This is a genomic window from Alteromonas sp. 5NW40-0090 (assembly GCF_057552975.1).
The window spans coordinates 1-25,253 of record NZ_BAAJLT010000005.1; the positions used below are offsets into that span (position 1 = coordinate 1).

A 25,253-nucleotide genomic window follows, 5' to 3' on the forward strand; every position below is an offset into this window, starting at 1 on the left:
CATTAGATTATGTTGAGTTGTATTAGCTTACTTGTGCTAGCTTAGACTTGACCTGACAACTAAGCGTCTTTAAGTTGCGTCGCCGATTGAATTTGAGTTAGGTTATCTTCAAATGAGCGTATTGATAGAGTTTACAACCATAGTGATCAACTCATTTCCCTTTGCGACTTTGTTGGTTGCACCCAAGCTGCCGTAATCTCGCTGGACAATTCTTAACACTTTATTAATAACATCTTCATCAATTAAATCTAGATTCAGGGTCTCAATGCTATTAACAGTCGGCATTCCTTTTAGCACTACATAGCTAACACCAAAGGCAACGTAGTATTTGAGGTCACTCCTAACACTCGTGTCAATGGTGTTATTTGCCTTCAAATTACTATCAACCTTTTGGAGTACAGCAACGCATTTGTAATAAACTTCAAGAGCGATTTTATCGGAAAATAATTTATTGTACTCTTCATCGTTGCTCAACAGCGTAGAAGGCCTTGCTCGCGCGACATTTGGCTTATGCAACAATATCGACATCAAGGCCTGCCCTAAAAGGGAAATAGATATAATTTTGGCAATGGGCTTGCCAGAGTTTTTATAGTAATTCTTCCTTCGATCATAATATAGCCCCTTAGTCACAAAATAATCTTCAATATCTCGATGTATCTTGTCAGTACCTCTTAACGATACCTGCGGAATCTTAGTTTGGCTGTTAGTTGCCTTTATAATGCGGTCTCTGCTTTCTTCAGTTTCAGGACAAATTACACGAACTAAAACATGTCGCTCTCTACAAGGTTTTTCGCTATTTTGACTTCCATTAAAGAAGTTAAATATCTCAGTAGACGTTTGTAAGCCATTTACAATTTCAGGGTTTTCAATCGCTAATTCTTTGCCTGAAGTGAAAATTTTTGTGCCAAGAATAGTTACTCCGTTATTCAACCACCAAAAGTCTTCGTTTTTAGGTTCTTCTAAGGTATTTTGGATATCTTTATTTACGTTGACATTCCCTTGATAGTCCCTCACGTTGGATTCGAATATAGATTTATTAAGCTGTTTTTCCTCATTGCAGATAAAGCTATATAAATTCTTCAATTCAACTAGCGCAATATATAACCCTTTATCAGGTGAAAAGCCTTCTTTTGTTACCAAACTGAAAGTGCTTTTGGGTTGCTTTCTTGCTTCTTCAAGTAGTTCTTTTGCACCCCAGAACGTAAAAGATGCTTCGCTTCCTGAGAGAGTTGCTTGTATATCTTCTACAACTCGTTCGCCCTTTATTATGCATTTATTGTGAATAGTAGATTTGTTTCCTTTTGTAGCGTAATAGCACTTTATATTCAATTTAGGAAACTTTGTTACACTCGCTTTGATAATTTTTCGGATTAATTCAAAGTGGGCTAGTAATTGTGGATTGTATTCTCCATCAAAGGTATCTAAGTCCACATTTAGGTTGAGCATATCGTTTAAGGTTCTTTGAATCGATTCAATTGCCCTTTCTTTAAAAGAGGCTGAATATTTAGTTTGAAAATAATGAACCTCAATTACCGAGTGACGCTTCAGAAAATCAAAGTTATCAGGTTCTTCATTAATCAGCTCTCCATCTATAAATATGTAAGCACTGTCGATTCCACCATCATCTGGCCCATCAAGTATACCTAGTTCAATTTCTTCGAAACTTAGATCTTTATCCTTTAAGATATTCTCAACAGAGAAGACTTCAAAAAAATCACTATCATTTCCTACGTACTCTAGTTCTGACATTTGTCCAGTAACTAGTGCTTCAATAAGTGCCAAGTCGTTATTTGCCATTAGATCCTTCTATAAAAATACTTACTACATTTCAATACTATACAATAAAAAGAGGATTTGAAGAAAGGCTTGCTTTAAGCGTAATTAATTTAGTTGAACAGCATAAATAGAATTCGTGATCTTACAGTTTTATCAAAACCCTTAATCGGTCAGATCAGGCTGATGCGATGGCGATAAACTTTTTACACAAAAACTGCACAGAAAGTAAAAGTGGCACCGTTAGGGCATACGGAAAGGAGAGCAAATCATCGTGTAGTAATGGTGTATTTCCACCAAAATTTAAGCAAAAGCCGAAAACTTCAAATTAGCCTGAAACCCTTTAAATACAGTGCGTGCAGGGAAAGTGTACTTTGTTGTTGATTGCTAGTGGGTTGTTAGTGGGGGATTCCGCTACAGCCCCCGTTGTAGTGGGGCTGTAGTGGGTTTAATGTGGTGGAGCTGGCGGGATTTGAACCCGCGTCCAGAAAATGTCTACCTTTGGTACTACATGCTTAGTTTGTCATTTATTTAACTGCTTGGAACTCCGACAAACAGGATTTCCTTGCAGCTGGCCTAATACTGTTTCGCGGTTCACCCTTAGACAAGGTTCCCTCGCTATCCTACTTGGATGACCTTCCGAATCCCCGCTAGCAGGAAAAGACTAGGGTGGAAGGGCCTATGCCGGTTATTAAGCGGCTAGTGCGTATGTTTCGTCGTTTGCGACTATTTAAATGCGGCTTTTTAAGAGGCAAACCGCTCCTCTGCATGCACCTCCGGCTTCCTAGATCCTGTCGAATCCTAATCAGCCCCGAGTGTGATTTTCAATAATAGCACAATTGTTACATGGTGAAATACATTCTTTTGAAAATTACTATAAATTTTAAGGGTTTGGCTATAAATCAACCAAAAATAACATCTAGTTTTTCAAAAGCTTACCTGTGTGGCCTTCAGTTGAAGCTTTGCTTAAACAGCAACACACAAACATTGAGTATTATTGAACTACCATAGATATGCGGATGCTTGAATAAAATTCAAGTGCCGAGCGCACAAGGGCTGTGCAAAAAACGCAATTTATAAACTAAAGTAGCGCTTTTTATTTGATTACTTTAGCGAATTTTTAAGGAAATAGTGCTGATGTAATGATGCAATTAGTAGCAAGAACCATTAAAGTACGTGAGCATAATTAAAAGGCTTGTAGTGTAAATGTCTTCAGATTCCATATTGTATTCTCCGTATACCTTGCCGTGTGGCGTAACAGCGCGTAATCGTATCGTTAAAGCTGCGATGGAAGAAAATATGTCGAGTATGGGAAATATTCCCGGAGAGTCTTTGTACTCACTCTATCGATATTGGGCCCACGGCAATTTAGGCATGGTGATCACAGGCAACGTTATGGTCGATAAAGGCGCCATGACAGGGCCAGGTGGCGTAGCACTAGAAAAAGATACCGACATCGCGCCGTTTCAAAAGTGGGCAAAAATCATTAAGTCTAATGGCGCTTTGGCCATAATGCAGATTAATCACCCTGGTCGACAGGTATTTAAAGCGATGAAAGGCAAAGCTATTGCGCCTTCTGCGGTACCGCTTGATATGGGTAAACACTCCAAGCTGTTTGCTCAACCACGAGAAATGACCTGCCAAGACATTCACGATGTGTGCAAACGTTTCGTTCAAACTGCTAAGCAAGCTGAAAAAGCCGGGTTTGATGGTGTTGAAATTCACGCGGCTCACGGTTATTTGCTTACGCAGTTTTTGTCTCCGCTTACTAATCAGCGCCAAGACGAGTGGGGCGGTTCTATTATTAATCGCGCACGCTTATTAATAAACATAGTCAGTCAGGTTCGAGCGGTTTGCGCTAAAGACTTTATTGTTATGGTAAAGCTTAACTCTGCAGACTTTCAGAAAAATGGCTTTTCTTTTGATGATGCCTGTGAGGTGGTAAATCGCTTGGAAGCCTTGGGTGTTGATGTTGTAGAGTTGTCTGGCGGCAGTTATGAAGCGCCTGCCATGCAAGGGCAAACTCGTGACGACACCACGCTGGCCAGAGAAGCGTACTTTTTGGAATTTGCGCAGGCACTGGTAAGTAAAACTGATATTCCGCTTATGACAACTGGCGGTATAAAAAGGGCCGAGGTAGCAGAGGAAGTGATTGAACAGGGCTGTGCCCTTGTTGGATTAGCCAGCGCCCTTGCTATTACGCCCGACCTAGCTAAAAAGTGGCAACAAGAATGGGCGTATTCGGGCATAATTCCACACTGCTCTTGGAAAGATAAATCGCTTGCAAGCCTTGCGAATATGGCCATGGTGCGAAGACAACTTAGACGCCTTGGGAATAACCTAACCACCTTGAGAAACCCGTCTCCGCTGTGGAGTCTGATCCTTGATATGCTACATCGCAAGAAAATGACGAAACGAGACGTAGGTTAAACCTATTACATTTCTTTTTCGGCAGCCCAAATAAAAACACAGCGTTAAACGCTGTGTTTCATCATTCTTTCTTTTTGACGTTGCCAATCTTTGTCTTTAATGGTGTCACGCTTGTCATGGGCGTGCTTACCTTTTGCTAAGTGAATTTCTAGTTTCACCCAACACTTTTTCCAATACATAGACGTGGCAACGATTGAATAACCTTGGCGGTCTCGCGCACCCATTAAACGGTCAATTTCTCGTTTGTTCAGCAACAATTTGCGAGCACGCTCAGGAGCAGCGATAACGTGGGTAGAGGCTTGATTCAGCGGACTAATTCTACACCCTACCAAATACGCTTCGGCATTCTGGATAATAATGTACGCATCGGTAATGTTCACTTTACCGGCACGAATACTTTTAATTTCCCACCCTTGAAGCTCAAGTCCGGCTTCGAACTTGTCTTCTAGGAAATAGTCGTGACGCGCTTTTTTATTCTGCGCGATATTTCCTGTGGTGTTTTTGTTGGCTTTATTCTTTTTCATGCTGGCTATTATACTGATTGTTCAAAGGAATGTCTTTAGTTGTCATTGTTATCTTATATTGGGGCATTTGGTTCAAAACCGAATACAAGCGAACCAAATTTTCTGTGATACAATGCCGCCAAGAGTTTTAATTGTAGTGGAATCAATGCCAAGTATTCATAGAAGCGCGCTGGTAGCTCATAGCGCAGAAGCCATGTTTAACTTAGTCAACGATGTAGCTTCCTACCCAGAGTTTTTGCCAGGCTGTACCGATAGCAAAATCCTCGACACGTCAGCGCAAAGCATGAAAGCGTCATTGTTAGTGGCAAAAGCTGGTATCAAGCAATGGTTTACAACGCACAATGTGCTAGAGCCAGGTAAAAGTATTCAAATGCAACTGGTTGACGGTCCGTTCCGCTCACTTACCGGTGGTTGGACATTTTCAGCGTTATCAGAGGAAGCCTGTAAAATTGAATTAAACCTAGAGTTTGAATTCAGCAATAAGCTAGCTGAAATGGCTTTTGGTAAAGTGTTCAATAGTTTAGCCAGCAGTATGGTTGCAGCGTTCACAGACAGAGCGCGGAGCGTGTACGCATGAGTAATAAGCTCATCAATATTGAGGTTGCCTACGCGTTGCCCACCAAGCAAACTATCATTGATGTTGCTATTCATGAAAATGCGACGGTGGAAGAGGCGATCAACGCCTCTAATGTGCTTGAGCAGTTTCCCGAAATCGACTTAAAAGCAACAAAAGTGGGTATTTGGAGCCGTGTTGTTAAGCTACGCGACACGCTTACCGACGGCGATCGTATTGAAATTTACCGCCCGCTTATTGCTGACCCTAAAGAAATTCGAAAACGCCGTGCTGAGAAAGCGAAAGAGGAAGGGCGCGCTGACAAAATCACGGGTGGAAAGGTAAATCCACTTAAGGCGAAGTCATAGTAGCCAGCCGAGCGCTTCTGCGGCAGCGCCAAAGATAGATACAAAAATGGCCTTCAAGTGAAGGCCATTTTTTTAAAGAAGACAAAGGCTATTAGCTTTTTTCTGAAATGCTGCCTAGTTCCAAGAAAGGTGAGGCATCAATATCTTCAGCGTCCATCATGCTAGCAATACGCTGAACGGTAGCGACCATTTGGCTTTGCTCCCACTCTTTAAGCTGCGAAAAACGCTCCACAAAGTGTTCTTGAAGCGGGCGAGGTGCGTCAACCACTGCCTCTTTGCCGCGTTCGGTTAAGAATACGCCCACTTTTCGTTTATCTTGCGTACTTCTTATGCGCGTAGCTAAGTCTCGTGATTCTAGTCTATCTAGAATATTCGTGATGGTTGCAGGACTTAAGTTAATATTCTCTGCAATTTCGCGCACCATTATACCCGGGCGTTCTTCAATATTTTGCATTACCAATAACTGTGGGCCTGTTAAACCTACATGTTTACTTAGCTGCTTGCTGCGTAGGTCTACAGCGCGTATTACGCGCCGTAGTGCTACTAATAGTTCTTCTTCTTTTCGCATGTTACTTCCAACAAATGCGTAACCTATCGGTTACTTAAGCAAATGAATAAAATGTTGGTGCTTATGATAGTGATCGATGACGTCATTAATGACCGAAATCTTCGACCAGCCCATAATATCATAGTTTTGACCACCTTCACTCAAGTGCACTTCGGCGCGATAGTACGTGGCCTTTTCGTTTTCGTCCAGTGCTGGCGTATCACTTGGACCAAATTCAGGCTGTTCTGTCGGCACTGGGTGCACAGCATATATGAATTCAGGGTCATTACCCATATCAACAGTCAAAATGAGCGCTTCGTCCGTATCTTCAATCTTTATTTCAAACTGTTGCGCTTTAAACTCTTCACTTACCTCAGTAAGCGCGGGTTTAACCACTTTGTTTATATAACGACGAACGGCGGTTTCATCCGGAAAGGTCACAATATTTTCAAGGCGTTCTTTCCAGTTTTTATCTGAATCATTATGCTGCGGTGTACCCGTTAGCACTTGTAAACTTTCACGCTTATACGCCTCGATACGCAGCGCTTTCAATAAGCCCGATATGGCGATAAGCAACACAATGGCAAATGGTAGGGCAGCTGCAATCGTCATAGTTTGCAGCGCGCCAAGTCCACCGGCGTATAGTAACACTGAACTCACGACACCAACGCCAACAGCCCAGTAAACTCGCTGCCATAGCGGGGTGTTGTTTTCACCGTGTGAACATAACATGTCAACAACCATAGCTCCCGAGTCGCAAGAGGTTACGAAGAAAACGATGACCATCAATACTGCAATAAGGCTTAGCACTGAAGAGAAAGGGAACTGCTCCAAGAATACAAACAGTGCCACTGAGGTATCTTCATTTACCATTTGGGCCAGTACGTCTTTACCTTGTACCAACACCTGATCGATAGCGGCGTTGCCGAATACGGTCATCCAAAATAGTGTAAATGCTGATGGAATAAGCAGTACGCCCATTACAAATTCACGAATGGTTCTACCGTAAGAAATACGCGCGATAAACAGGCCTACAAACGGTGCCCATGCTAACCACCAACCCCAGTAGAAAATAGTCCAACCGCCAATCCAGTCTGTTTTCTCATAGGCGAACAGGTTAAATGTGTTACGTACTAAATCAGATAAGTAAGCTCCAGTGTTTTGCATAAAGGCTTGCAGTAAAAATACGGTTGGGCCTAAAACAAGAACAATTAAAAGTAGCAGTAAGGCTAAAACCATATTGGTTTCTGACAGACGGCGGATGCCTTTTTCCAAGCCAGTAGTTACAGAAATAACGGCTAAACCAACAACACCTGCCATTATAGCTATTTGAACACCAGTATTTGACGGTAAACCAAATAAATAGTTAAAACCCGCATTTACTTGCGAAGCGCCGAAGCCAAGCGACGTTGATACACCAAAAACTGTTGATGTGACCGCGAATATATCAACGATGTGTCCAGGCCAGCCGTAAATCCGGTCACCAATTAACGGATATAAAGCAGAACGCAGTGTAAGAGGTAAGTTTTGACGGTACGCAAAATAGCCCAAAATCAGCGCTACGACCGCATAAATTGCCCAAGCATGAACACCCCAATGGAAAAACGTAGTTTTCATTGCTTCGCGAACGGCGTCAATGCTTTCAGCCTGCGCCGTAGGGGGCGCTAAAAAGTGCATTAAAGGCTCGGCAACGCCGAAAAACATAAGCCCAATTCCCATTCCAGCAGCAAATAGCATACTTAGCCATGTCCCAAAACCAAATTCGGGGCTTGCGTGATCTGGACCTAGTTTAATCTCGCCGTAGCGCGACATGCCTAAGAAAACAACAAATACTACTATCACTGCGACAGTAAACACATAAAACCAACTGCCGTTAGTGACAATTGCGCTCTGTAGCTTTTGGAAGATCGCATCCGCAGCTTCAGGAGCGCCTGCGGCGAAGATAAGTAAGCATAGAATCAATGCTGACGATGTAATAAACACCGGCTTATTGAGTGGAGATTTCTTTTGGTTTTCAATCACGCAGTAATTTCCTTTCACCTTTTGTTTCAACTTAGGTTATTACGGCGAAATATACAGCATGGAGCACTTTTAATAAATATCAGATGAAATAATTCGATATGTATCTATTGTCGGGTTTGGTGTTGAATCCTAATTGAAAAAGTCTGTTATTTATCTTTGATATATAGACTTTGTGGTAAGTTTTTTGGTTTTACGGTTAAAAAATAATCGTTAGAGTAGAAATAAATAAGAGATGGTGTATCGTAATATATGATCTTTTTGATATGTGTTTGAAGTAAACACAGTCCGAAGAATAAAAAACAATTGAAGGAAATACACACAAATGCGAAAAACTCAGCTTAGCTGTGCCATCATCGCTGCACTGGCATCTACCTCTCTGGCTGCGCAAGAATCAGACGCGCCTGCTAAACTTGAAACCATTGAAGTTACCGCCACCAAACGAAGTGAATCTATTCAAGACGTTCCGGTTGCGGTGACTGCACTTAACGGCAAAGCACTGGAAAATCTTGGAATAGACAATTTCCAAGATTATGTTGAATTTTTACCTAACGTGGTATTCCAGGGCACAGGTCCAGGCCAGAATGAAATCTACATTCGCGGTGCTGCAACAACCCAATCTAATATCATGTTGTCTTCGGTACAGGCGTTACAGCCATCCGTAGCCTTCTATCTTGATGAAATGCCAGTATCTATGGCAGGGCGTAATTTAGATGTTTACGCTACAGACGTTCAACGTGTAGAGGTACTTCCTGGGCCACAGGGCACATTGTTTGGCGCTAGTTCACAGGCGGGCACTATTCGTTTAATCACCAATAAACCTGAGCACACGAGCTTCGCTGCAGGTTTCGATACCAACATCGGTTTTACTAAAGACGGTGAAATGAGCAACTCGGTACAAGCGTATTTCAATATGCCGCTTACCGACGACCTAGCAGTTCGTGTTGCCGCGTACAATGACAAACAAGGCGGTTGGATAGACAATGTCATGAATGTGCCGGGCGAGGGTGGCTACATTGGCAGTGCTGTGGTTATTGACCGCATTTCAGGTGGTCCATTAGCAGATCCGGTGGGCATGGACGCAAACAGAATTACCAATCCGAATATTAATTCTAATACCGACGCGGCCGTTGTTTCCCCACAAAACGATGCTCTTGTCGAAGAAGACTTCAACGATGCGATGTACACAGGTGCGCGTTTTGGATTATCTTATCATTTTAATGATGACTGGGACTTGCTTGTACAGCACACCCAACAGACATTAGACACAGAAGGTGTATTTGCCTACGACCCTACACTTGAAGGTGAAAGCTCGGCGCTGCGTTTCCAGCAAGAAGAGAATAAAGACGAATTCGGTTTAACTACGTGGACGCTTGAAGGGCGTTTAGAAAAACTGAACGTGGTATATACCGGTGGTTATTTAGACCGCGAAATTGATACGCTAGCGGACTATACAGGCTATACAAACGGCGGCTTATTCTCCGCGTATTACGTGTGTAACCACTACGATACGCCTGATAACACCGCAGACGAGCGTTGTTTAGATCCAACCAAATATTATAAAGAAGACACATCTTCTACCCGTAATACTCACGAAATTCGTTTCAATACCACCATGGATACGCCATGGCGGGTGACGGCTGGACTGTTCTATGACGAACAAGAAGTTGCAACTGTTGGTCAGTTCAAGATTGCCAATACAGAAATGACGACATTCGGGTTTGATAACCTTCAACGTACCCTAGTAGGAAATGAAGGCATTAATAGTGATGGTGGCCCTTTCCCTTCTGAAGTGAGCTTTATCAACGATATCACGCACACCATTGAACAAATCGCCGTATTTGGTCAGCTGGAATATGATATTACCGACACGATTACAGCAAGTATTGGCGCACGTTGGTATGAAATCGATGATATCTACGTAGGCTCAACGTCAACCGTTGACGTAACGCGACGTATTCGTGCGTTCGGTACACAAGACCCAGATGAGCTTGCGGCCGTTGGACTAGACCCTGATGCAGTAGCAGCGGCTATTCAAAGCGGGCAGTTAGAGGTAGACCTGTTAGACGACAAGGGCGTGCTAACCGTAGACGACACTATTTTTAAGTTCTCGCTAGACTGGAAGGTTAACAAAGACGTATTACTATTCGCTAACTATTCAGAAGGCTTCCGACCTCCAGTTACTAACCGTGTTGGTGGTGGCCTGGCAACGAATCAGTCTGGTAAATTTGAAAACTTCCGTATTCCTGTATATTCCACAACGGATACGCTAGATAACTACGAATTGGGTCTCAAAGGTGACTTCTTTGATGGTCAATTCCGAGTAAATGCTACGGCTTATTATTCTGAAATTGAAGAACTGCAAACGTCGCGCTTCGACCCTACTAATATCTCGTTCTTGGTATTCACCGACAATGTAGGCGATGCTGAGATTAAGGGTATTGATGCTGACATGACTTGGCTTGCCACTGATGACCTTATCATTAATGCTGCTTTCAGTGTATTGGATACCGAATTAACTCGCGTAAACTCAGAACTTGAAGGTATCGCTGCTGGTGTTGGTTCAGAGCTTCCATACTCAGCGAAATTCTCTGGCAATATTAACGCACGTTACTTCTTCGAACTTGAAGGTGATAAGCGTGGGTATGTGAACGGCTCTGTAAGCTATACTGGCGACCGCTTGGCAGGTATGGTTATGGATGCCTATGTAATGGAAGATGCAACGTCGCTTATTTACGGCACAGGTTCAGGCCTTAAGATTGAACAAGAAGCCGACGTGTTTGAAGGGGTCACTTATACCGATTCAAATGGTGAAACATTCCGTGGTGGCCGTTACGTACAGGAGTCCTATATCCTGACGAACCTTGCTGTTGGCGTAACAAACGACGTATGGAAAGCCGAGCTTTACATTGATAACGTGTTTGATGAGCGTGCAATTTTGAATATTGATACGCAGCAATTCACGCCTAAGGTAGTAACAAATAGGCCGCGTACTATTGGTCTTCGTTTCTCATACGATTACTATTAAGGTTAAGTTAGTAAAGCTAAATTGGCGATTTACGATTAGCAATTAACGTTGCAGGGGCAATACGCCTTCATGACTTTTAAGTAAATGAAGGTGAGTTAGCCCCCAATTTTTGGAACGGCTAGCTCTACGAGTTCGCCGTTTTTTGTTTTTACGCTAATTTAAAAACAGGCGTTTTTAATGACACTAGAAGAACAAAAAGAAATACAGCAGTTAAAGCAAGGGCTTATGCAATCACAGCATCAAGCCGTCATTTCTGGATGCAATGACATGCTGCGACGGGCTAAAGAGCCGTTGGGTGTAAGCCAAAATACGCTCAAAGAGGTGCTATATTTAAAAGCGGTAGCATACCGTCTATTGGCTGATGTAAACAGCGCCATCGAAACGTTAAATGAACTCATTGCATACTTCCCAAATTACGCCCGGGCTTATCAAGAACTGGGCTACTGTTACTTGTCTTCTGATCGAAAAAAGGCTGCGCATAGTTTTTATCAGGCCACACGTTTTAATCCAGCGTTATTAACGGCATGGCTTCAGCTTGAAAAAGTGTATAAAGCAGATGATCAAACACAAGCACTAGCGCTTTGTCAGCAGCAAATTGCATTTCTTACATCGTTGCCCAAGCCGCTATTAGGCGCTACAGATCTAATGCACGAAGGGCAATTGCACAAAGCTGAACAAGTATGTCGACAATTTCTAGCTAGTCATGAGCATCACCCTGAAGCAATGATGTTGCTTGCCGAAATTGGGATTCAATTGAAAGTATATAGCGACGCTGAATTTCTATTAGAAAGCTGTGTCACTTTATACCCAGAAAATGACAGAGCTGCCGCTGCCTACCAAAACCTGTTATCTAAAATGGGTAAATTTCCTGATGCCGCGACTGTAGCTAGCAAGCGACTCAGACAATCACCAGACAACTTCACCGTAAAAGTAGGCTTGGCGCACGCGCTTGTTGGTATAGGTGAGTTAGAGCAAGCCATTAATCTTTATAAAGAGTTACTAAAAGATAGCGAGGATAGGCCTGCAGTTTGGGTAGCGTTAGGGCATGCCCTAAAAGCTAAAGGAGATATTGACGATGCAATACAGGCTTATGAGAAAGCCATTGTATTTGAAAAGGACTTTGGCGATGCATACTGGAGCTTAGCGAACACAAAAACCTATCGGTTTAGTGATGCCCTGATCAGGCAAATGGTCACGCTGGTAGATGCTGATGCGACAAAATTGGATGATGAAATTCACATTTGCTTTGCTTTAGGAAAGGGATTCGAAGACAGAGCAAATGCTTCCCGCGCGTTTGAGTATTATGCGCGGGGTAATAGCCTTAAAAAGCGTACGCTACAATTCGATATTGCTAAAACTGAGAAGGCATTACAGGCTCAGCAGCAGGCTTTTACAAAGGAAAGCTTTAACAAAGCGCAAGGCTGCCAGGCGTCCGATCCTATTTTTATTGTTGGTCTTCCTCGGGCAGGTTCAACTCTTCTTGAGCAGATCCTCGCGTCGCACTCTCAAGTGGACGGTACGATGGAGCTGCACGACATATTAGGGATAGCGTCGTCACTCAGTCATCAAACTACGCCTTACCCATTAAATGTATCAGCATTGAGCGAAGAAACACTGTCAAAACTAGGTGAGCAATATATACAGCAAACCCAAGCCTATCGACAAGGTGCGCCTTTCTTTATTGATAAAATGCCTAACAATTTCATTCATATTGGGCTTATAAAAAAGATATTGCCCAACGCAAAGATTATTGATGCACGAAGAAACCCCATGGACTGCTGTTTTAGCGGCTTTAAACAACTCTTTGGCGAAGGGCAGGAATTTAGCTATTCACTTGATGACATTGGTCGCTATTACAATGCTTATGAAGAACTCATGGCCCACTGGAATGAAGTATTGCCTGGCGAGATTCTGACAGTGCAGCATGAAGATGTCCTAGATGATTTGGAAGGTCAGGTTAAACGCATTCTTGATTTTTGTGGCTTAGCCTTTGAAGATAACTGCCTAGCGTTTCATAAAACCAAAAGAGTCATTAAAACACCAAGTTCAGAGCAGGTTCGTCAACCTATCTACAAGACGGGGATGGGGCAGTGGAAACCTTTTGAATCTGATTTGGGGGAGTTAAAAGCAGTGCTTGACGTAACCAGCGCCCGTTAACACATTTTGAAGAAGTGAGTAATGCCCAGTAAGTAAAAGAAGGCAGGCTATGTTTTGCGAAACAAACCTGTTTTTTAATTAGCGCAGCTGATTCAACGATTACGATTTTCCTCAACGTTTATGTGAAAATAATTTTAGGTATAAAACGTTGAGTTTGGAAAAATGCGAATCGGGTTGCTGCTAAGTGCGATGCGGCTAATTGATACTCCCCATCAACACGACGGTCTTTTTATTTAAAGAGAATCTATGGGTTCTCTTGTTAACTATTACAGGCACTGCTTTTGACGTATACTGCATACAAAATAAGAGCTTTCGCTAGTAATGATAAAAAAACTATCACTCAGCATTTTATTATTCTTTGCGCTTTTTGTATTTCATGCAAACGCCGCCACAAAAGACATCCAGCCTCTTTGCGAAGAAAGCGTTGACAAGTGCTTAGCGAAAATAAGCGTATTACAAAATCAATTAGAGAAAAACACACTCCCATGGTGGGATCTTCAAATAAGAAAGTTTGATATCTTATTTAATGTTCAACGCTACGGTGAGCTTTATGCGCTTCTCAGGCCTTGGCTTGAAACCTCTAATTTAGAAGGAGTATCAGAGTACGAGCCGCTGGTGTCTTTGTTTTTTGGAAAATGGCTAAGGGCTAACGGCCGAGAAGACGAAGCGAGAGCAGCACTAACCGAGTCTTTGACGGGATTAAAAGCACAATATATAAAGATGCCGTCTCCTCAAGTGGGTATAAGGATTCTAAATCTTCTAGCCGTACTGGGTAAAGCAAGAGAAGCACAGGACTTTGCCGAACAACTTGAAAGAGAAAACTACGATGCACCTTTTTTCTACCAAGAAATATTTGCTGAACTGGGGCACATAGCATTGAAAGAAGGCGACAATGCAAAACATATCGAATATCGAGTTAAATCGTTACATTGGGCGTTGAAGGTACCTAACCTGCAGCAGCAGGCCGTTGCCTACAGCAATTATGCTGTAGCGCTTCGCAACAATAGGAATTATCAGGAGGCAGAGCAGGCTTTCCTGAATGGTTTAGCATGTGCGGAGCAAGCGGAGGATATCGCTCAAATTAACAGTATTAAGTTACGGATAGCGGAAAACGCTACGCTTGGCAACGACCCTGAAAAAGCGAGACGTTGGCTCAAGCAAATATCTGTTGAGGGGCTTCCATCTTTACAGTTATCGCGCTACCGAAAATTGGTAAAAGATAACGCACCGCATTAATCGTTAGGTTCATTTCGATTAGCTGCAGGCAAAATGCACATTGCGGCACGCTTTTTTGTTTACCAATTGTTAGATTCACTAATACTTACGGCGTTTCAGTCCAGTCTCGGCTAAAATCTTTGCCGAAATTTCTTCAATAGAATATTTGGTGCTATTCAAAAACGGGATCTTTTCCTTTCTATACAAGTTCTCTACTTCACGAAGTTCCATTCGACATTGTGGTAGCGACGCATATTTGCTGTTTGCACGGCGCTCAGAACGTATTTGATGGAGTCTATCCGCTGCAATAGTTAACCCAAAGAGTTTATGCTTGTATCGTCGTAGAGCAGGGGGAAGCTTCAGCATGTCGCCCATATCTTCCTCTGTAAAAGGGTAGTTAGCTGCTTTGATGCCGTACTGAAGTGCTAAGTACAAGCTTGTAGGCGTTTTTCCTGAGCGTGAAACGCCGGTAAGTATAATATCGGCTTCGTCGTAGTCTTTTAGGTTGGAACCGTCGTCATTGGCCAACGCGTAATTTACGGCTTCAATTCTAATATCGTAGGTGGTTTCGTGGATACTGTGTGTACGATGTTTTTCTGGTTTTGAGGGAACCCCTAATACTTTTTCTAAGGGCGCAACAAATTGATCGAGAAAATTATAGTTAATGCCCACGGATTTAGAGATTATTTTGCGAATATCTACATTCACAATTGTATAAAAAACAAGCGGCCTCTCTCCGGTGTCTTGAAAACTTTCAGAAATTTGCTGTAAAACTTTGTGAGCTTGTTCCTCAGTTTCAACGAAAGGAATAGTGTTGTGATTGAAAGAAACAGGAAACAGAGAAAGCAGGGCGTGGCCAAAGACCTCTGCAGTGATGGCTGTACCATCTGAAATATAAAAAGCTGTGCGCACAACATATCCTTAACATTGGTGTAATTTTATTACAAAAGTAATAAAGGGTTTACTTTCTGAATTTCCCCATTCTAAGATGATTTCGTCGAAAAGCTACACGGTTCTTGTGAATGACGGCAAATTTCAAAGGTTTGCTGTCAAAACTAATGGACAGCGTTAACAGTGGTTTTCGCCACATATCGACAACAATTTGATGAGTTTCAGGTGATAAAAAGCACAAACCTGAAATTAACCTCATACCCTACACATAAAAAAGCTGGAGGCTTGGGCTGTGCAAGAATACGTACTTTGGTATCAAGAACTGGGCATGCATGATGTGGGTCGCGTAGGCGGCAAAAATGCATCATTAGGCGAGATGATTTCAAACCTGGCTAACGCCGGTGTGCAGGTGCCGGGTGGTTTTGCTACCACCGCCGAAGCATTTAATGAGTTTCTAGAGCAAAGCGGCTTAGAAGCTCGTATCCACGAAGTCTTAGACTCGTTAGACGTAGACGATGTAAATGCCCTTACCGAAGCAGGTAAGAACATTCGCCAGTGGATCATCGATACGCCATTCCAAGGCAAATTAGAAGAAGAAATCAAAACTGCGTTTGTCACGCTACAGGGTGATGCTGGTGAAGAGGCCTCATTTGCAGTGCGTTCGTCTGCTACCGCAGAGGATATGCCAGATGCGTCATTCGCAGGACAACAAGAGACTTTCCTAAACGTTAAAGGTTATGAAGCCGTGCTTGTGGCTATAAAGCACGTGTTTGCATCGCTATTTAACGACCGCGCTATTTCTTATCGTGTTCACCAAGGCTACGACCATAAAGGCGTGGCGCTATCCGCTGGTATTCAGCGTATGGTGCGCAGTGACATCGCTTCATCAGGCGTTATGTTTACTATCGATACAGAATCTGGCTTTGAAGACGTTGTATTTATAACCAGCTCATTCGGTTTAGGTGAAATGGTGGTGCAGGGTGCGGTTAACCCTGACGAATTCTACGTACACAAGCCAACGCTAGACAAAGGTCTTCCAGCTATCGTTCGTCGTAACCTTGGTAGTAAGCTAACCAAGATGGTGTATTCAGATGATGAAGCACACGGTAAACAAGTATCTATTGTTGATATTGATGCTGCTGACAGCAAAACCTTCTCGTTAACCGACGAAGAAGTTATGGAGCTTGCTAAGCAGGCACAAATTATTGAACAGCACTACAAGCGTCCTATGGACATTGAATGGGCCAAAGACGGCGCAGACGGCAAGCTTTACATTGTTCAGGCTCGTCCAGAAACAGTACGCAGCCGTGAAGACTCACAAAGCATTGAGCGCTTCCAATTAAAAGGTCAAAGCAACATTGTTGTTGAAGGCCGCGCAATTGGTCACAAAATCGGCGCTGGTGTAGCAAAGGTACTTGATTCAATTGAAGAGATGGACAAGATCCAGGCGGGTGATGTTCTGGTCACTGACATGACAGACCCTGACTGGGAGCCTATCATGAAGAAGGCGTCTGCTATTGTTACCAACCGTGGCGGCCGTACGTGTCACGCGGCTATCATCGCACGTGAGTTAGGCATTCCAGCGGTGGTTGGTTGTGGCAATGCCACTGACAGTATTAATACTGGCGATAAAATCACTGTGTCTTGTGCTGAAGGTGACACCGGTTTTATCTACGGTGACGAACTGGAGTTCGACGTTGTGACATCACGCATTGACGCAATGCCTGACCTTCCGCTTAAAGTTATGATGAACGTGGGTAATCCTGATCGCGCATTTGATTTTGCTCGCTTGCCAAACGCGGGTGTTGGCCTTGCTCGCCTTGAGTTTATTATCAACCGCATGATTGGTGTGCACCCTAAAGCACTACTTAATTTCGACAGCCAGCCTGAAGAGCTGAAAGAAGAAATTAGCGATATGATTGCAGGCTACGAATCGCCAACGGAATACTACATCGAGAAATTGGTAGAAGGTATTTCGACCATTGGTGCTGCATTCTCGCCAGAGAAAGTTATTGTTCGTATGTCAGATTTCAAATCGAACGAATACTTCAACTTAGTGGGCGGTTATCAATACGAGCCAGACGAAGAAAACCCAATGTTGGGTTTCCGTGGTGCAAGCCGCTACATCTCTGAAGATTTTCGCGATTGTTTTGCCCTTGAATGTGAAGCAATTAAACGGGTTCGCAACAAAATGGGCTTAACCAATGTTGAGATCATGATCCCGTTCGTACGCACGCTAGAAGAAGGTCGTAAAGTTATCGAGCTTCTAGAAGAGCAAGGTTTGAAGAAAGGTGAAAATGGACTTCGCGTTATTATGATGTGCGAACTTCCATCAAATGCATTGCTTGCAGATAAGTTCCTAGACATTTTCGATGGTTTCTCTATTGGTTCTAACGACTTAACGCAGCTTACCCTAGGTCTAGACCGTGATAGCGGCCTTATTGCGCACTTGTTTGACGAGCGTGACGAAGCAGTTAAAGCATTGCTTTCAATGGCAATTCGGGCTGCGAAGAAGCGTGGAAAATACGTAGGCATTTGTGGTCAAGGTCCATCCGACCATGAAGATTTTGCCGCCTGGTTGGTGGAAGAAGGTATCGATTCAGTATCACTAAACCCAGATACAGTTGTAGAAACGTGGTTATACCTTGCAGAAAAACACGGCTAACGGCGTAACGCGATGGTTCTTAATTAGATAAATGTTTGGCTCATAGTTAGTCTTACTTTAGAACCAGCTTTAACAACTTTTAGAAGAGACTTTCGGGTCTCTTTTTTTTTGATTGTTACTGAAGTTACTTGAAGATTTAGGTTATTGAAGTCGCGTATTACATTCCTCAAAAAAACTATGGTTATTTAGCAAAAGTATGCGTTTTTGTGTGCTGAAAACATGACTTTGTGTAATTAAAAATGTAATATTACATGGTGACTTTCACTTTGAATCTTTCATTAATAAATAACTTGGTTGAATTCTCATGGCACATAATGACAGCGCGGTTTCAGTAAACACTTCCGAAGAAAATGTTATGCAATCAGGCTCTGTGGTAGAGCAGTTGGCGCAAGCCCAAAAAGAAATTAACGAACTTAAAATGCAGTTGATGTGGATGGAACGCAACTACGAGTGAATATCTAGTTGTTAAACTCGGGCTTAAATAGTCCGAGTTTTTTGTTTGGTTAAAAAGAAATTTTGAAAGTCTACACTTCGACTTTCAGTTTTTGGTTGGTCTTTTCGGGTAAGGCTTTTTCCTTGAGTTTCAATTTATGTGCTAGTGTAGTCAAATAACGTTAGCAATATTTTAGATACAGGGAAGGGAAGAAAAATGGCTTATCGGTTCAAATTTTTTGCTCAACCAGTAATCACTAATATAAGAACCCTTTGTGAAGCAGCCCTTGTAGAATTCACTATTGGTTTGATTTGTGCGGTATTTGCTTACGCAAGTTACGGTATTTTCGTCCATCTTTTCGTCGCGTGCATCGTTATCTCCCTAGCGTGCTTCTGCTTAAGCATCTACAACCTTTACTGTCTTTACTCTCATCCTTGAAGTGTTTTAAAAAATCCTGACCTTTTTTACCAAATTTTGATTCTAAATAAACGTAACAACGAGAGCATGCTTAGCGTCCAAAGTGAACCTTGTACTACTTTGGATAGATAATTCCCCACGCAGAAGGCGTTTGTAAGTTCCCTAGCTAAACGTGGACATGCAGCAAACGTAAAGGGGTATAAAAGTACACCGATAAGAAAAGGGTAAACACATGATGTGTTTACCCTTTTTAAATACTTAAACCATGGCTTTGAGATTTCACTCATGGCGGTGCTGGTTATTTAGGAGCTTATGCTTTTAGCTGGTTACCGATAGGTAATTGACGAATACGCTTACCACACGCCGCAAAAATGGCATTACAGAGCGCTGGTGCGTATACCGGCGTTGCTGGTTCACCTACACCGGCTGGCGGTGCATCGCTTTCAATTACTTCTACGTCTACCTCTAGTGGTGAATCGCTCATACGCGGCACACGGTAGTTGTGAAAGTTACTTTGCTGTACACGACCTTTATCAAAGGTAATACCGTCACTGATGGCGGTGGTAATACCGTATACTGAGCCGCCTTGCGTTTGGTTTTTCACCGTGTCTGTATTAACCACAGTACCTGCATCAATGGCCACCCATGATTTAATTACGTTTAGCTCGCCCGCGTCAGACACCTCAACTTCCACCACAGTGGCTACATATGTTAGGAAGCTGCGGTGCGCTGCTATCCCAAGGCCGCGGCCTTTTGGTATCTCTCGACCCCAACCAGCCATGTCAGCCACTTTCTCGATAACATTGCGCAGGCGCCCTGTATCCAGTGGATAAACCGATTTATCACCCCAATAGTTGTTGTATTCGGCTTTTTGCTCGGTAACATCGATAACTCTGTCAGGGCCGATAACTTCTAAGAGGTAATCCTTCGCGTCTTTACCTGCCTTGTGCGCCGCTTCATTGATAAACGACTGAACGGCAAAAGCGTGAAAAATATTTGATACAGAACGCATCCATCCAATACGCGCTTTTGCTGGTGCTTCACCGCGTTCTAGCTTCATATTTGGTGTAAGAATTGGATTGTCTGTAAAGCCCAAATCTAACTCAAAGCTAAACGGCGCGTTGGCTCCTTCTTGGAAAGTAGAGGCAATGGGTGAAAACGCGGTTCTGTGAAGATAAGCGTCAATTTTGCCATCTTTAGTAAGCGCTGCTTCAACATGCTGTGCAGACACTGCATGGTAGAAACCGTGCTGAATGTCGTCTTCACGGGTCCATTGAACGCGGATTGGTTTGCCCGTTTTCATTGAAAGGAATGCAGCTTCAGCAGAAAAGTCAGGCTTAGACTTACGCCCAAATGCGCCACCCAACATGGTAACGTGAACGTTGATTTTTTCCTTGTCCATGCCAACCATAGCGCCCACGGTTTCCATATCAGCCTGCGGATTTTGTGTTGCGGCCCACACGTCAACGCGATCTTTATGGTACATGGCAGTAGCGCATGGTGGCTCCATGGGAGCTTGTGCTAAATGCGGCAAGTAATAGTCAGCAACCAGCTTGTCGCTGGCTTTTTCTAAAACGCTCAACGCATCGCCTTTTTCTCTAACAAGCGCTTGAGGTGCATTTACTGTGTTAAGCAGCTGCTCTTTAAAGTTCGCTGAGTTATAGTCGCCGTTTGCACCATCGTCCCAAGTCACTTCTAGCGCCTTACGGCCTTGCCACGCTGCCCATGTGTTGTTTGCAATAATTGCAATTCCACCTTTAGGCTGGAACTGAGGCGCACCTTTAGGGGCTGGAATTTCAATAATGTCGACAACACCTTTTACTGCTTTAGCCTTGTCAGCATTAAAGCTTTTCACCTTACCGCCCACTACAGGTGGGCGTTCGATTATAGCAACAAGTGCTTTTGGCTCGCGCACATCGGCGGCAAAGGTGGCTTTACCAGTAACGATATCTTGAAGATCGATATGCGCCATACCGGTATTAATGTAACGCCATTCTTTCCTTTCTTTAAGCGTAAGCTTGTCTGCTTCTGGCGGCGTAATGGTTAATGCATCGTCTATTAAATCTTTATAAGCAAGCGTTTTACCTGAAGTGTGTGTTACCACATGCTGCTCGGCAACACAGGTACTTGGCTCAACACCCCAACGCTTAGCTGCTGCATGCTGCATCATATAACGCACGCTTGCGCCCATTTCTCGAAGACGCTGCATATTAAAGCGAATACTACGCGAGCCATCGGTGTTTTGGTCACCGTACTTAGGGTCGCCTTTGCCCTGAATAACAACGACTTTGTCCCACGCTGCTTCCATTTCATCAGCGACTATCTGGGCAATAGCAGTACGGATCTGTTGACCCATTTCGCTGCGGTGACACGTTACTTCAACCATGCCGTCAGGACGAAGTGCAATAAACAAGTTTGCGCGCTTTGCGTTTTCTGCTGGTTTCGCCAAAACTCCAGCCATAGCACGTGGCGCACCACCCATAAAGTAGGTGCCAAGGACTAACGCGCCTGCGGCCGCTGTGGATTTCAAAAAGCTGCGGCGATTCATGTCAAAATAAGTATTTTCACTCATGCTTCTTCCCCCGCTTGGGTTGGGTCAAAGTAGCTCACGCCTGCATTGCTGGTCATGGATTTCGATGCTGACTTAATGGCTTTATGAATGCGAGGGTAGGTTCCGCATCGGCAGATATTGCCAGACATGTTCTGAACAATTTCTTCGTCGCTTGGTGTTGGGTTGGTCGATAACAGGCTGGCAGCTTGCATGATTTGACCACACTGACAGAAACCACATTGTGGTACTTTGTGTTCTACCCACGCTTTTTGAACGGGGTGCTCACCATTTTCGCTAAGTCCTTCAATAGTGGTAATTTTTCTGCCTTGAACGGCAGAGACAGGCAATACGCAAGAGCGTTGTGCCATACCGTCAATATGAACAGTACAAGCGCCACATTGCGCCATACCACAGCCAAACTTAGGTCCTGTAAGGTTTAATTCGTCACGAAGGTACCACAACACTGGTGTTGATGGATCACCAGAAAATTCGTGTTTGTTACCATTAACGGTAAACGTGATCATGGTCTTGTCTCCATTGGTAAGCGAAAGATATGACTGGGGCCAGATGGTTTAAATATGGCCTACCCAAGCAGCGCAATGCGGGGTAAACGCACTACACAGAATCATATCGATACGGTTACATTGCCTGATGATACGAACTATCTAAGATGCAGAACATTCAAAGATATACGCCACTACTTTTATTGTTAAAGGCTTCGCAATTAATACTTTAGAATACGTTAACACGCATTACATTATTACGCATTTACATAAGATTAAATGTTAAGTGGTTGCGACAAAATGAGATAGCAACGCCGACAGTTTCGCTGCCAAGGAATGTGAAATTTGACCTTGTCTAGGAGGGGCACATAATCGCTTACAAAAAGAGAAACTAGCGAAGCTTTCTCATTAAAAGAAATCGGTCTAGTTTGCGCGCACTTAACGTCATCGCCCTTTGGCTAAATTTGAGCCAACCCCTTGCTCGTGGCCAGTCATAACTCAAAAGAACCAAGCCAGATACAACCAAAAGTATAGAGCCTGGGAGTAAAGTTAAAATAATTCCGCCAACAAACAAGATTGCCCCTAGCGTTAGCCTTAATATACGCATACGTCAGAACTCGGTTAAAATAGAAAATATATTGTTAGTCTTACTCAAAAGTATTTCTTTGCCAATGATAAAAATGTAAATGTTTGTGCTATACCTTTCGATATAGGTGTTTGCAGCAAATACTAAGATATTGTCGAATTAGTAATCGTTTGAATGCCAATGGGTAACCATTAGCCTTATTGCAGTGGAAAGCTCGCTAGAAATACAGTACAAAGGAAGGCAGATACACAAGCACGAGGCGCTGCATTCAATGCCCTCTGCTCTAAGAAATTATGCGTGAGAAGACATCAATGCGTGGACATCAAGATTACGCAAATAAAAAACGATAAGAAAGAGAGAAACCATGGCTGAACAACAAGAAAGACAACCTATCAGCGAAGAAGAACGTGCAGATTGGGTAAGAGAACAATTTCAAAAAGCTAACAAATTCTTAGCCGAAAATGGCGTACTGTTTGACACAGTAATTACCGAAGAAAGCCGTTACTTAATGCCATACCTGGCTGTCTGGAAAATAAGAGCGATGGACGGAAAACTTTATTGGGTAATAAGCGGCGACCTGCCTACTGACTATACGTCGGTGGACAATGCAAAAGATGCAAAAGAAGTGTTGCGTCATTTTGCTATGCACTGGCAAATGAAAGCTGAAAACTTGATTAACGCTGAGGGTGCTGATGAAAGCCAGAAGGCATTTGGCGAACTTTTAGTTAATCGAGCTGAGAGCTTGTTTACCATGCAAAATACCCCAGATTTTTGGGGCCAATAATAGTCCGGCTTTTTCTTATACCTCAATTCCACAAGGTTAATGAAGCTGCGTAACGTCCGGCAGGGGAAACCGCTCTGCCGGGCATTTCAATCTTTGTCTCGGTACACCAGCATCCATAAAAACCTGACCGTCTGGTGTAAAGCCAATGGACTTATGATATGACACGCTTTCAAGGTTGCATATCACTCTAATATTAGGAACGTTATTTCGCTTGGCGGCGGTTATTAAGGCTTCAAACAAAGCACGATAAACAGAGAGTGTTCGGTGGCAGCGCTTAACGGCAATTCGACCTAGTTCACCTCGTTGGGTTAATCGCCCGGTAGCAATGGGTTCGTTTTCATCGTTAATAATAAGTACATGACATGCAGAGTGGTCGTGCTCGTCGAACTCGCTCGCTTCAGGCACGCGCCACTCTAAAACAAAAACATGTTCCCTCAGTGCTTTAAGTCGATGTTTATCCTTTTCCCAATCGACGTTTTGTATAGTAAACGCCATACTTACCTGTTAACCCTCGAACCATTCCCAGTAACCATTATTTATAAGTGTAGTTAAGGTTTCTAAAAATGTAAAAGAGGGGGCATCTTGGCAACAAGTTGCGTTCAAAATGCTGCCTGATGCCAACACTTCAAACCATTCTTGGTCACGTTTAGAAAAAGCGAATTGACTGCCGTTGACGTAAAGCGCACGAGGAAGCCCGCGTTTGCCATCACATATTAATGCTCTAACCCCAGGTGCAGGGGCAAAGCTTATACCAGCGGCAAACTCATTTGAGATTTGCTCTAAGCTAACCTCATCCTCAAGAGGATACTCGGGTATACCTTGCTCGCTCATTGCTTCCAGTAATGCGAAGGTAAAATCCTCACCGTTTATGGCGTCTATTAACTGTTGTTTTAACGCTGCAACATCACTTGAACTCACTAGCGCGGGATTAGCCTGACCCGCTCTGGCAGGATCTGTAAAGCGGTAATTGCCTGAACCTTTATCCAGCATCATTGCTAAGCTTTCAGCTAATTGAAGATTATCGGGAGCGCGATAACCTACTGAGTAGGTCAAACTGTCTTCAATAGTTTGTCCGTCATGAGGCCAACCTGGCGGGACGTAAACTACATCACCAGGTTCAACAATAACGTCTATTACAGGGTCAAAACCCTCTATTTGCCGTAGTTTCGGGTGCGGGAAGATTTCTTTGTAGTTTGCAGGTTTACCCACTCGCCAGCGTCTTTTTCCCTTACCCTGAACAAGAAATACATCGTATTGGTCGATATGAGCGCCAACACCAGCACCGTTTGTGGCAAAACTTACCATCAGGTCATCCAATCGCCAGTTAGGTACAAAAGAGAAAGGTTCCAAGATGGGCGCAACGTCTGGCACATATTTATCTACACCTTGAACGAGCAAGGTCCAGTTTCCTTGGCACGCGTTATCAAAATCGTTAATTGGCCCTTGTTCAACATGCCAGCTCCCCTGCACGTGGCTAATAATCCTAGCGTCAACCTCGGACTCCTGCGCAAGACCTGCTAGATCGTTTTCATCTATTGGGTCGGTGAAGTCTAAAAAGAACTGCTTTATTACAACCGGTTTTTGCTGCCAGTAGTGCTTCAAGAATGTTTCTGCGTTAAAGCCGTTACCGGATTGTGCATCAATAAAATACGTGTTGTCGTTATTGCCCATAGCATCTCTTTTTTGTAAGCCAGTTTAATGGTTTTTTTGCTGACCCAAGTGATAAACAAATAGCAGTTTAGCGCGCGTAAGTATAAATAAGGGTGAGCGAATACAGCACGTGAAACAAGCCAATATCAAAAGCTACTC

Annotated in this window: 19 protein-coding genes and 1 other RNA gene; 9 read left to right on the forward strand and 11 right to left on the reverse strand. The window is 43.4% G+C overall.

Translation table 11 applies throughout. The annotated features are described in order from the left end of the window. Nucleotides 1-108: 108 nt before the first annotated feature. Nucleotides 109-1,797 carry an AIPR family protein gene (locus tag AC27KT_RS07200; protein ID WP_487128640.1) on the reverse strand — a complete coding sequence of 563 codons (1,689 nt, stop codon included), beginning with the start codon at nucleotides 1,795-1,797 and terminating at the stop codon, nucleotides 109-111. Between the two features lie 430 nt (nucleotides 1,798-2,227). Continuing rightward, nucleotides 2,228-2,586: a transfer-messenger RNA gene (gene ssrA / locus AC27KT_RS07205) on the reverse strand. 393 nt (nucleotides 2,587-2,979) lie between these two features. Here ssrA and AC27KT_RS07210 point away from each other — a divergent pair. Further along, nucleotides 2,980-4,203, forward strand: coding sequence for an NADH:flavin oxidoreductase/NADH oxidase family protein (locus AC27KT_RS07210; protein WP_487128642.1), 1,224 nt, complete (start codon nucleotides 2,980-2,982; stop codon nucleotides 4,201-4,203). A gap of 44 nt (nucleotides 4,204-4,247) precedes the next feature. Here AC27KT_RS07210 and smpB read toward each other — a convergent pair whose 3' ends face one another. Further along, entirely contained in the window at nucleotides 4,248-4,727 is a 480-nt protein-coding gene (smpB, locus tag AC27KT_RS07215) for an SsrA-binding protein SmpB (protein WP_014949307.1), read from the reverse strand. A 145-nt stretch (nucleotides 4,728-4,872) separates the two neighbouring features. Here smpB and AC27KT_RS07220 point away from each other — a divergent pair, with 145 nt between their 5' ends. Together AC27KT_RS07220 and AC27KT_RS07225 are read left to right on the forward strand one after the other, a co-directional pair. Beyond that, nucleotides 4,873-5,304 carry a type II toxin-antitoxin system RatA family toxin gene (locus AC27KT_RS07220; protein WP_014949308.1) on the forward strand — a complete coding sequence of 144 codons (432 nt, stop codon included), beginning with the start codon at nucleotides 4,873-4,875 and terminating at the stop codon, nucleotides 5,302-5,304. Further along, complete coding sequence (locus tag AC27KT_RS07225; protein WP_474831862.1) at nucleotides 5,301-5,648, forward strand: RnfH family protein; 348 nt, start codon at nucleotides 5,301-5,303, stop codon at nucleotides 5,646-5,648. The genes AC27KT_RS07220 and AC27KT_RS07225 overlap by 4 nt, the downstream gene beginning before the upstream one ends. 91 nt (nucleotides 5,649-5,739) lie before the next feature. Here the strand turns inward: AC27KT_RS07225 and AC27KT_RS07230 are convergent, their stop codons facing one another. Then, nucleotides 5,740-6,216: a MarR family winged helix-turn-helix transcriptional regulator gene (locus AC27KT_RS07230; RefSeq protein WP_012518305.1), complete on the reverse strand. Its 477-nt coding sequence runs from the start codon at nucleotides 6,214-6,216 to the stop codon at nucleotides 5,740-5,742. A 30-nt stretch (nucleotides 6,217-6,246) separates the two neighbouring features. After that, complete coding sequence (locus tag AC27KT_RS07235) at nucleotides 6,247-8,217, reverse strand: BCCT family transporter (RefSeq protein WP_487128645.1); 1,971 nt, start codon at nucleotides 8,215-8,217, stop codon at nucleotides 6,247-6,249. Between the two features lie 322 nt (nucleotides 8,218-8,539). On the opposite strand from AC27KT_RS07235, the gene AC27KT_RS07240 reads away from it, so the two are divergent. From AC27KT_RS07240 to AC27KT_RS07250, 3 genes are all read left to right on the forward strand, one after another. Next, nucleotides 8,540-11,242 carry a TonB-dependent receptor gene (locus AC27KT_RS07240; RefSeq protein ID WP_487128647.1) on the forward strand — a complete coding sequence of 901 codons (2,703 nt, stop codon included), beginning with the start codon at nucleotides 8,540-8,542 and terminating at the stop codon, nucleotides 11,240-11,242. Nucleotides 11,243-11,419: 177 nt separating this feature from the next. Continuing rightward, nucleotides 11,420-13,399, forward strand: coding sequence for a tetratricopeptide repeat-containing sulfotransferase family protein (locus tag AC27KT_RS07245; RefSeq protein WP_487128649.1), 1,980 nt, complete (start codon nucleotides 11,420-11,422; stop codon nucleotides 13,397-13,399). Nucleotides 13,400-13,720: 321 nt separating this feature from the next. Then, nucleotides 13,721-14,635, forward strand: a complete 915-nt coding sequence (locus tag AC27KT_RS07250; protein ID WP_487128651.1) for a hypothetical protein — start codon at nucleotides 13,721-13,723, stop codon at nucleotides 14,633-14,635. Between the two features lie 78 nt (nucleotides 14,636-14,713). Here AC27KT_RS07250 and ppsR read toward each other — a convergent pair whose 3' ends face one another. Continuing rightward, nucleotides 14,714-15,526: a posphoenolpyruvate synthetase regulatory kinase/phosphorylase PpsR gene (ppsR, locus tag AC27KT_RS07255; protein ID WP_039222165.1), complete on the reverse strand. Its 813-nt coding sequence runs from the start codon at nucleotides 15,524-15,526 to the stop codon at nucleotides 14,714-14,716. 271 nt (nucleotides 15,527-15,797) lie between these two features. On the opposite strand from ppsR, the gene ppsA reads away from it, so the two are divergent. After that, entirely contained in the window at nucleotides 15,798-18,170 is a 2,373-nt protein-coding gene (ppsA, locus tag AC27KT_RS07260; protein WP_487128653.1) for a phosphoenolpyruvate synthase, read from the forward strand. 304 nt (nucleotides 18,171-18,474) lie between these two features. Then, nucleotides 18,475-18,624, forward strand: coding sequence for a hypothetical protein (locus AC27KT_RS07265; protein ID WP_156964778.1), 150 nt, complete (start codon nucleotides 18,475-18,477; stop codon nucleotides 18,622-18,624). A 706-nt stretch (nucleotides 18,625-19,330) separates the two neighbouring features. Here AC27KT_RS07265 and AC27KT_RS07270 read toward each other — a convergent pair. From AC27KT_RS07270 to AC27KT_RS07280, 3 genes are all read right to left on the reverse strand, one after another. Next, nucleotides 19,331-21,592, reverse strand: a complete 2,262-nt coding sequence (locus tag AC27KT_RS07270) for a molybdopterin cofactor-binding domain-containing protein (RefSeq protein ID WP_487128656.1) — start codon at nucleotides 21,590-21,592, stop codon at nucleotides 19,331-19,333. Continuing rightward, a complete protein-coding gene (locus tag AC27KT_RS07275) occupies nucleotides 21,589-22,095 on the reverse strand; it encodes a (2Fe-2S)-binding protein (RefSeq protein ID WP_487128658.1) in 507 nt (168 codons plus the stop codon). The genes AC27KT_RS07270 and AC27KT_RS07275 overlap by 4 nt, the downstream gene beginning before the upstream one ends. 370 nt (nucleotides 22,096-22,465) lie before the next feature. Continuing rightward, on the reverse strand, nucleotides 22,466-22,681 hold the full coding sequence (locus AC27KT_RS07280; protein ID WP_487128660.1) for a PGPGW domain-containing protein: 216 nt from the start codon (nucleotides 22,679-22,681) through the stop codon (nucleotides 22,466-22,468). A 343-nt stretch (nucleotides 22,682-23,024) separates the two neighbouring features. Between AC27KT_RS07280 and AC27KT_RS07285 the strand changes: the two genes are divergently transcribed. Then, complete coding sequence (locus AC27KT_RS07285) at nucleotides 23,025-23,444, forward strand: DUF4826 family protein (protein ID WP_487128662.1); 420 nt, start codon at nucleotides 23,025-23,027, stop codon at nucleotides 23,442-23,444. A gap of 36 nt (nucleotides 23,445-23,480) precedes the next feature. On the opposite strand, the gene AC27KT_RS07290 is transcribed toward AC27KT_RS07285, so the two are convergent. Continuing rightward, nucleotides 23,481-23,939, reverse strand: a complete 459-nt coding sequence (locus AC27KT_RS07290; RefSeq protein WP_487128664.1) for a GNAT family N-acetyltransferase — start codon at nucleotides 23,937-23,939, stop codon at nucleotides 23,481-23,483. A 9-nt stretch (nucleotides 23,940-23,948) separates the two neighbouring features. After that, nucleotides 23,949-25,115 (reverse strand): cupin domain-containing protein, encoded by a 1,167-nt coding sequence (locus AC27KT_RS07295; RefSeq protein WP_487128666.1) that lies wholly within the window; start codon nucleotides 25,113-25,115, stop codon nucleotides 23,949-23,951. Nucleotides 25,116-25,253: the final 138 nt, after the last annotated feature.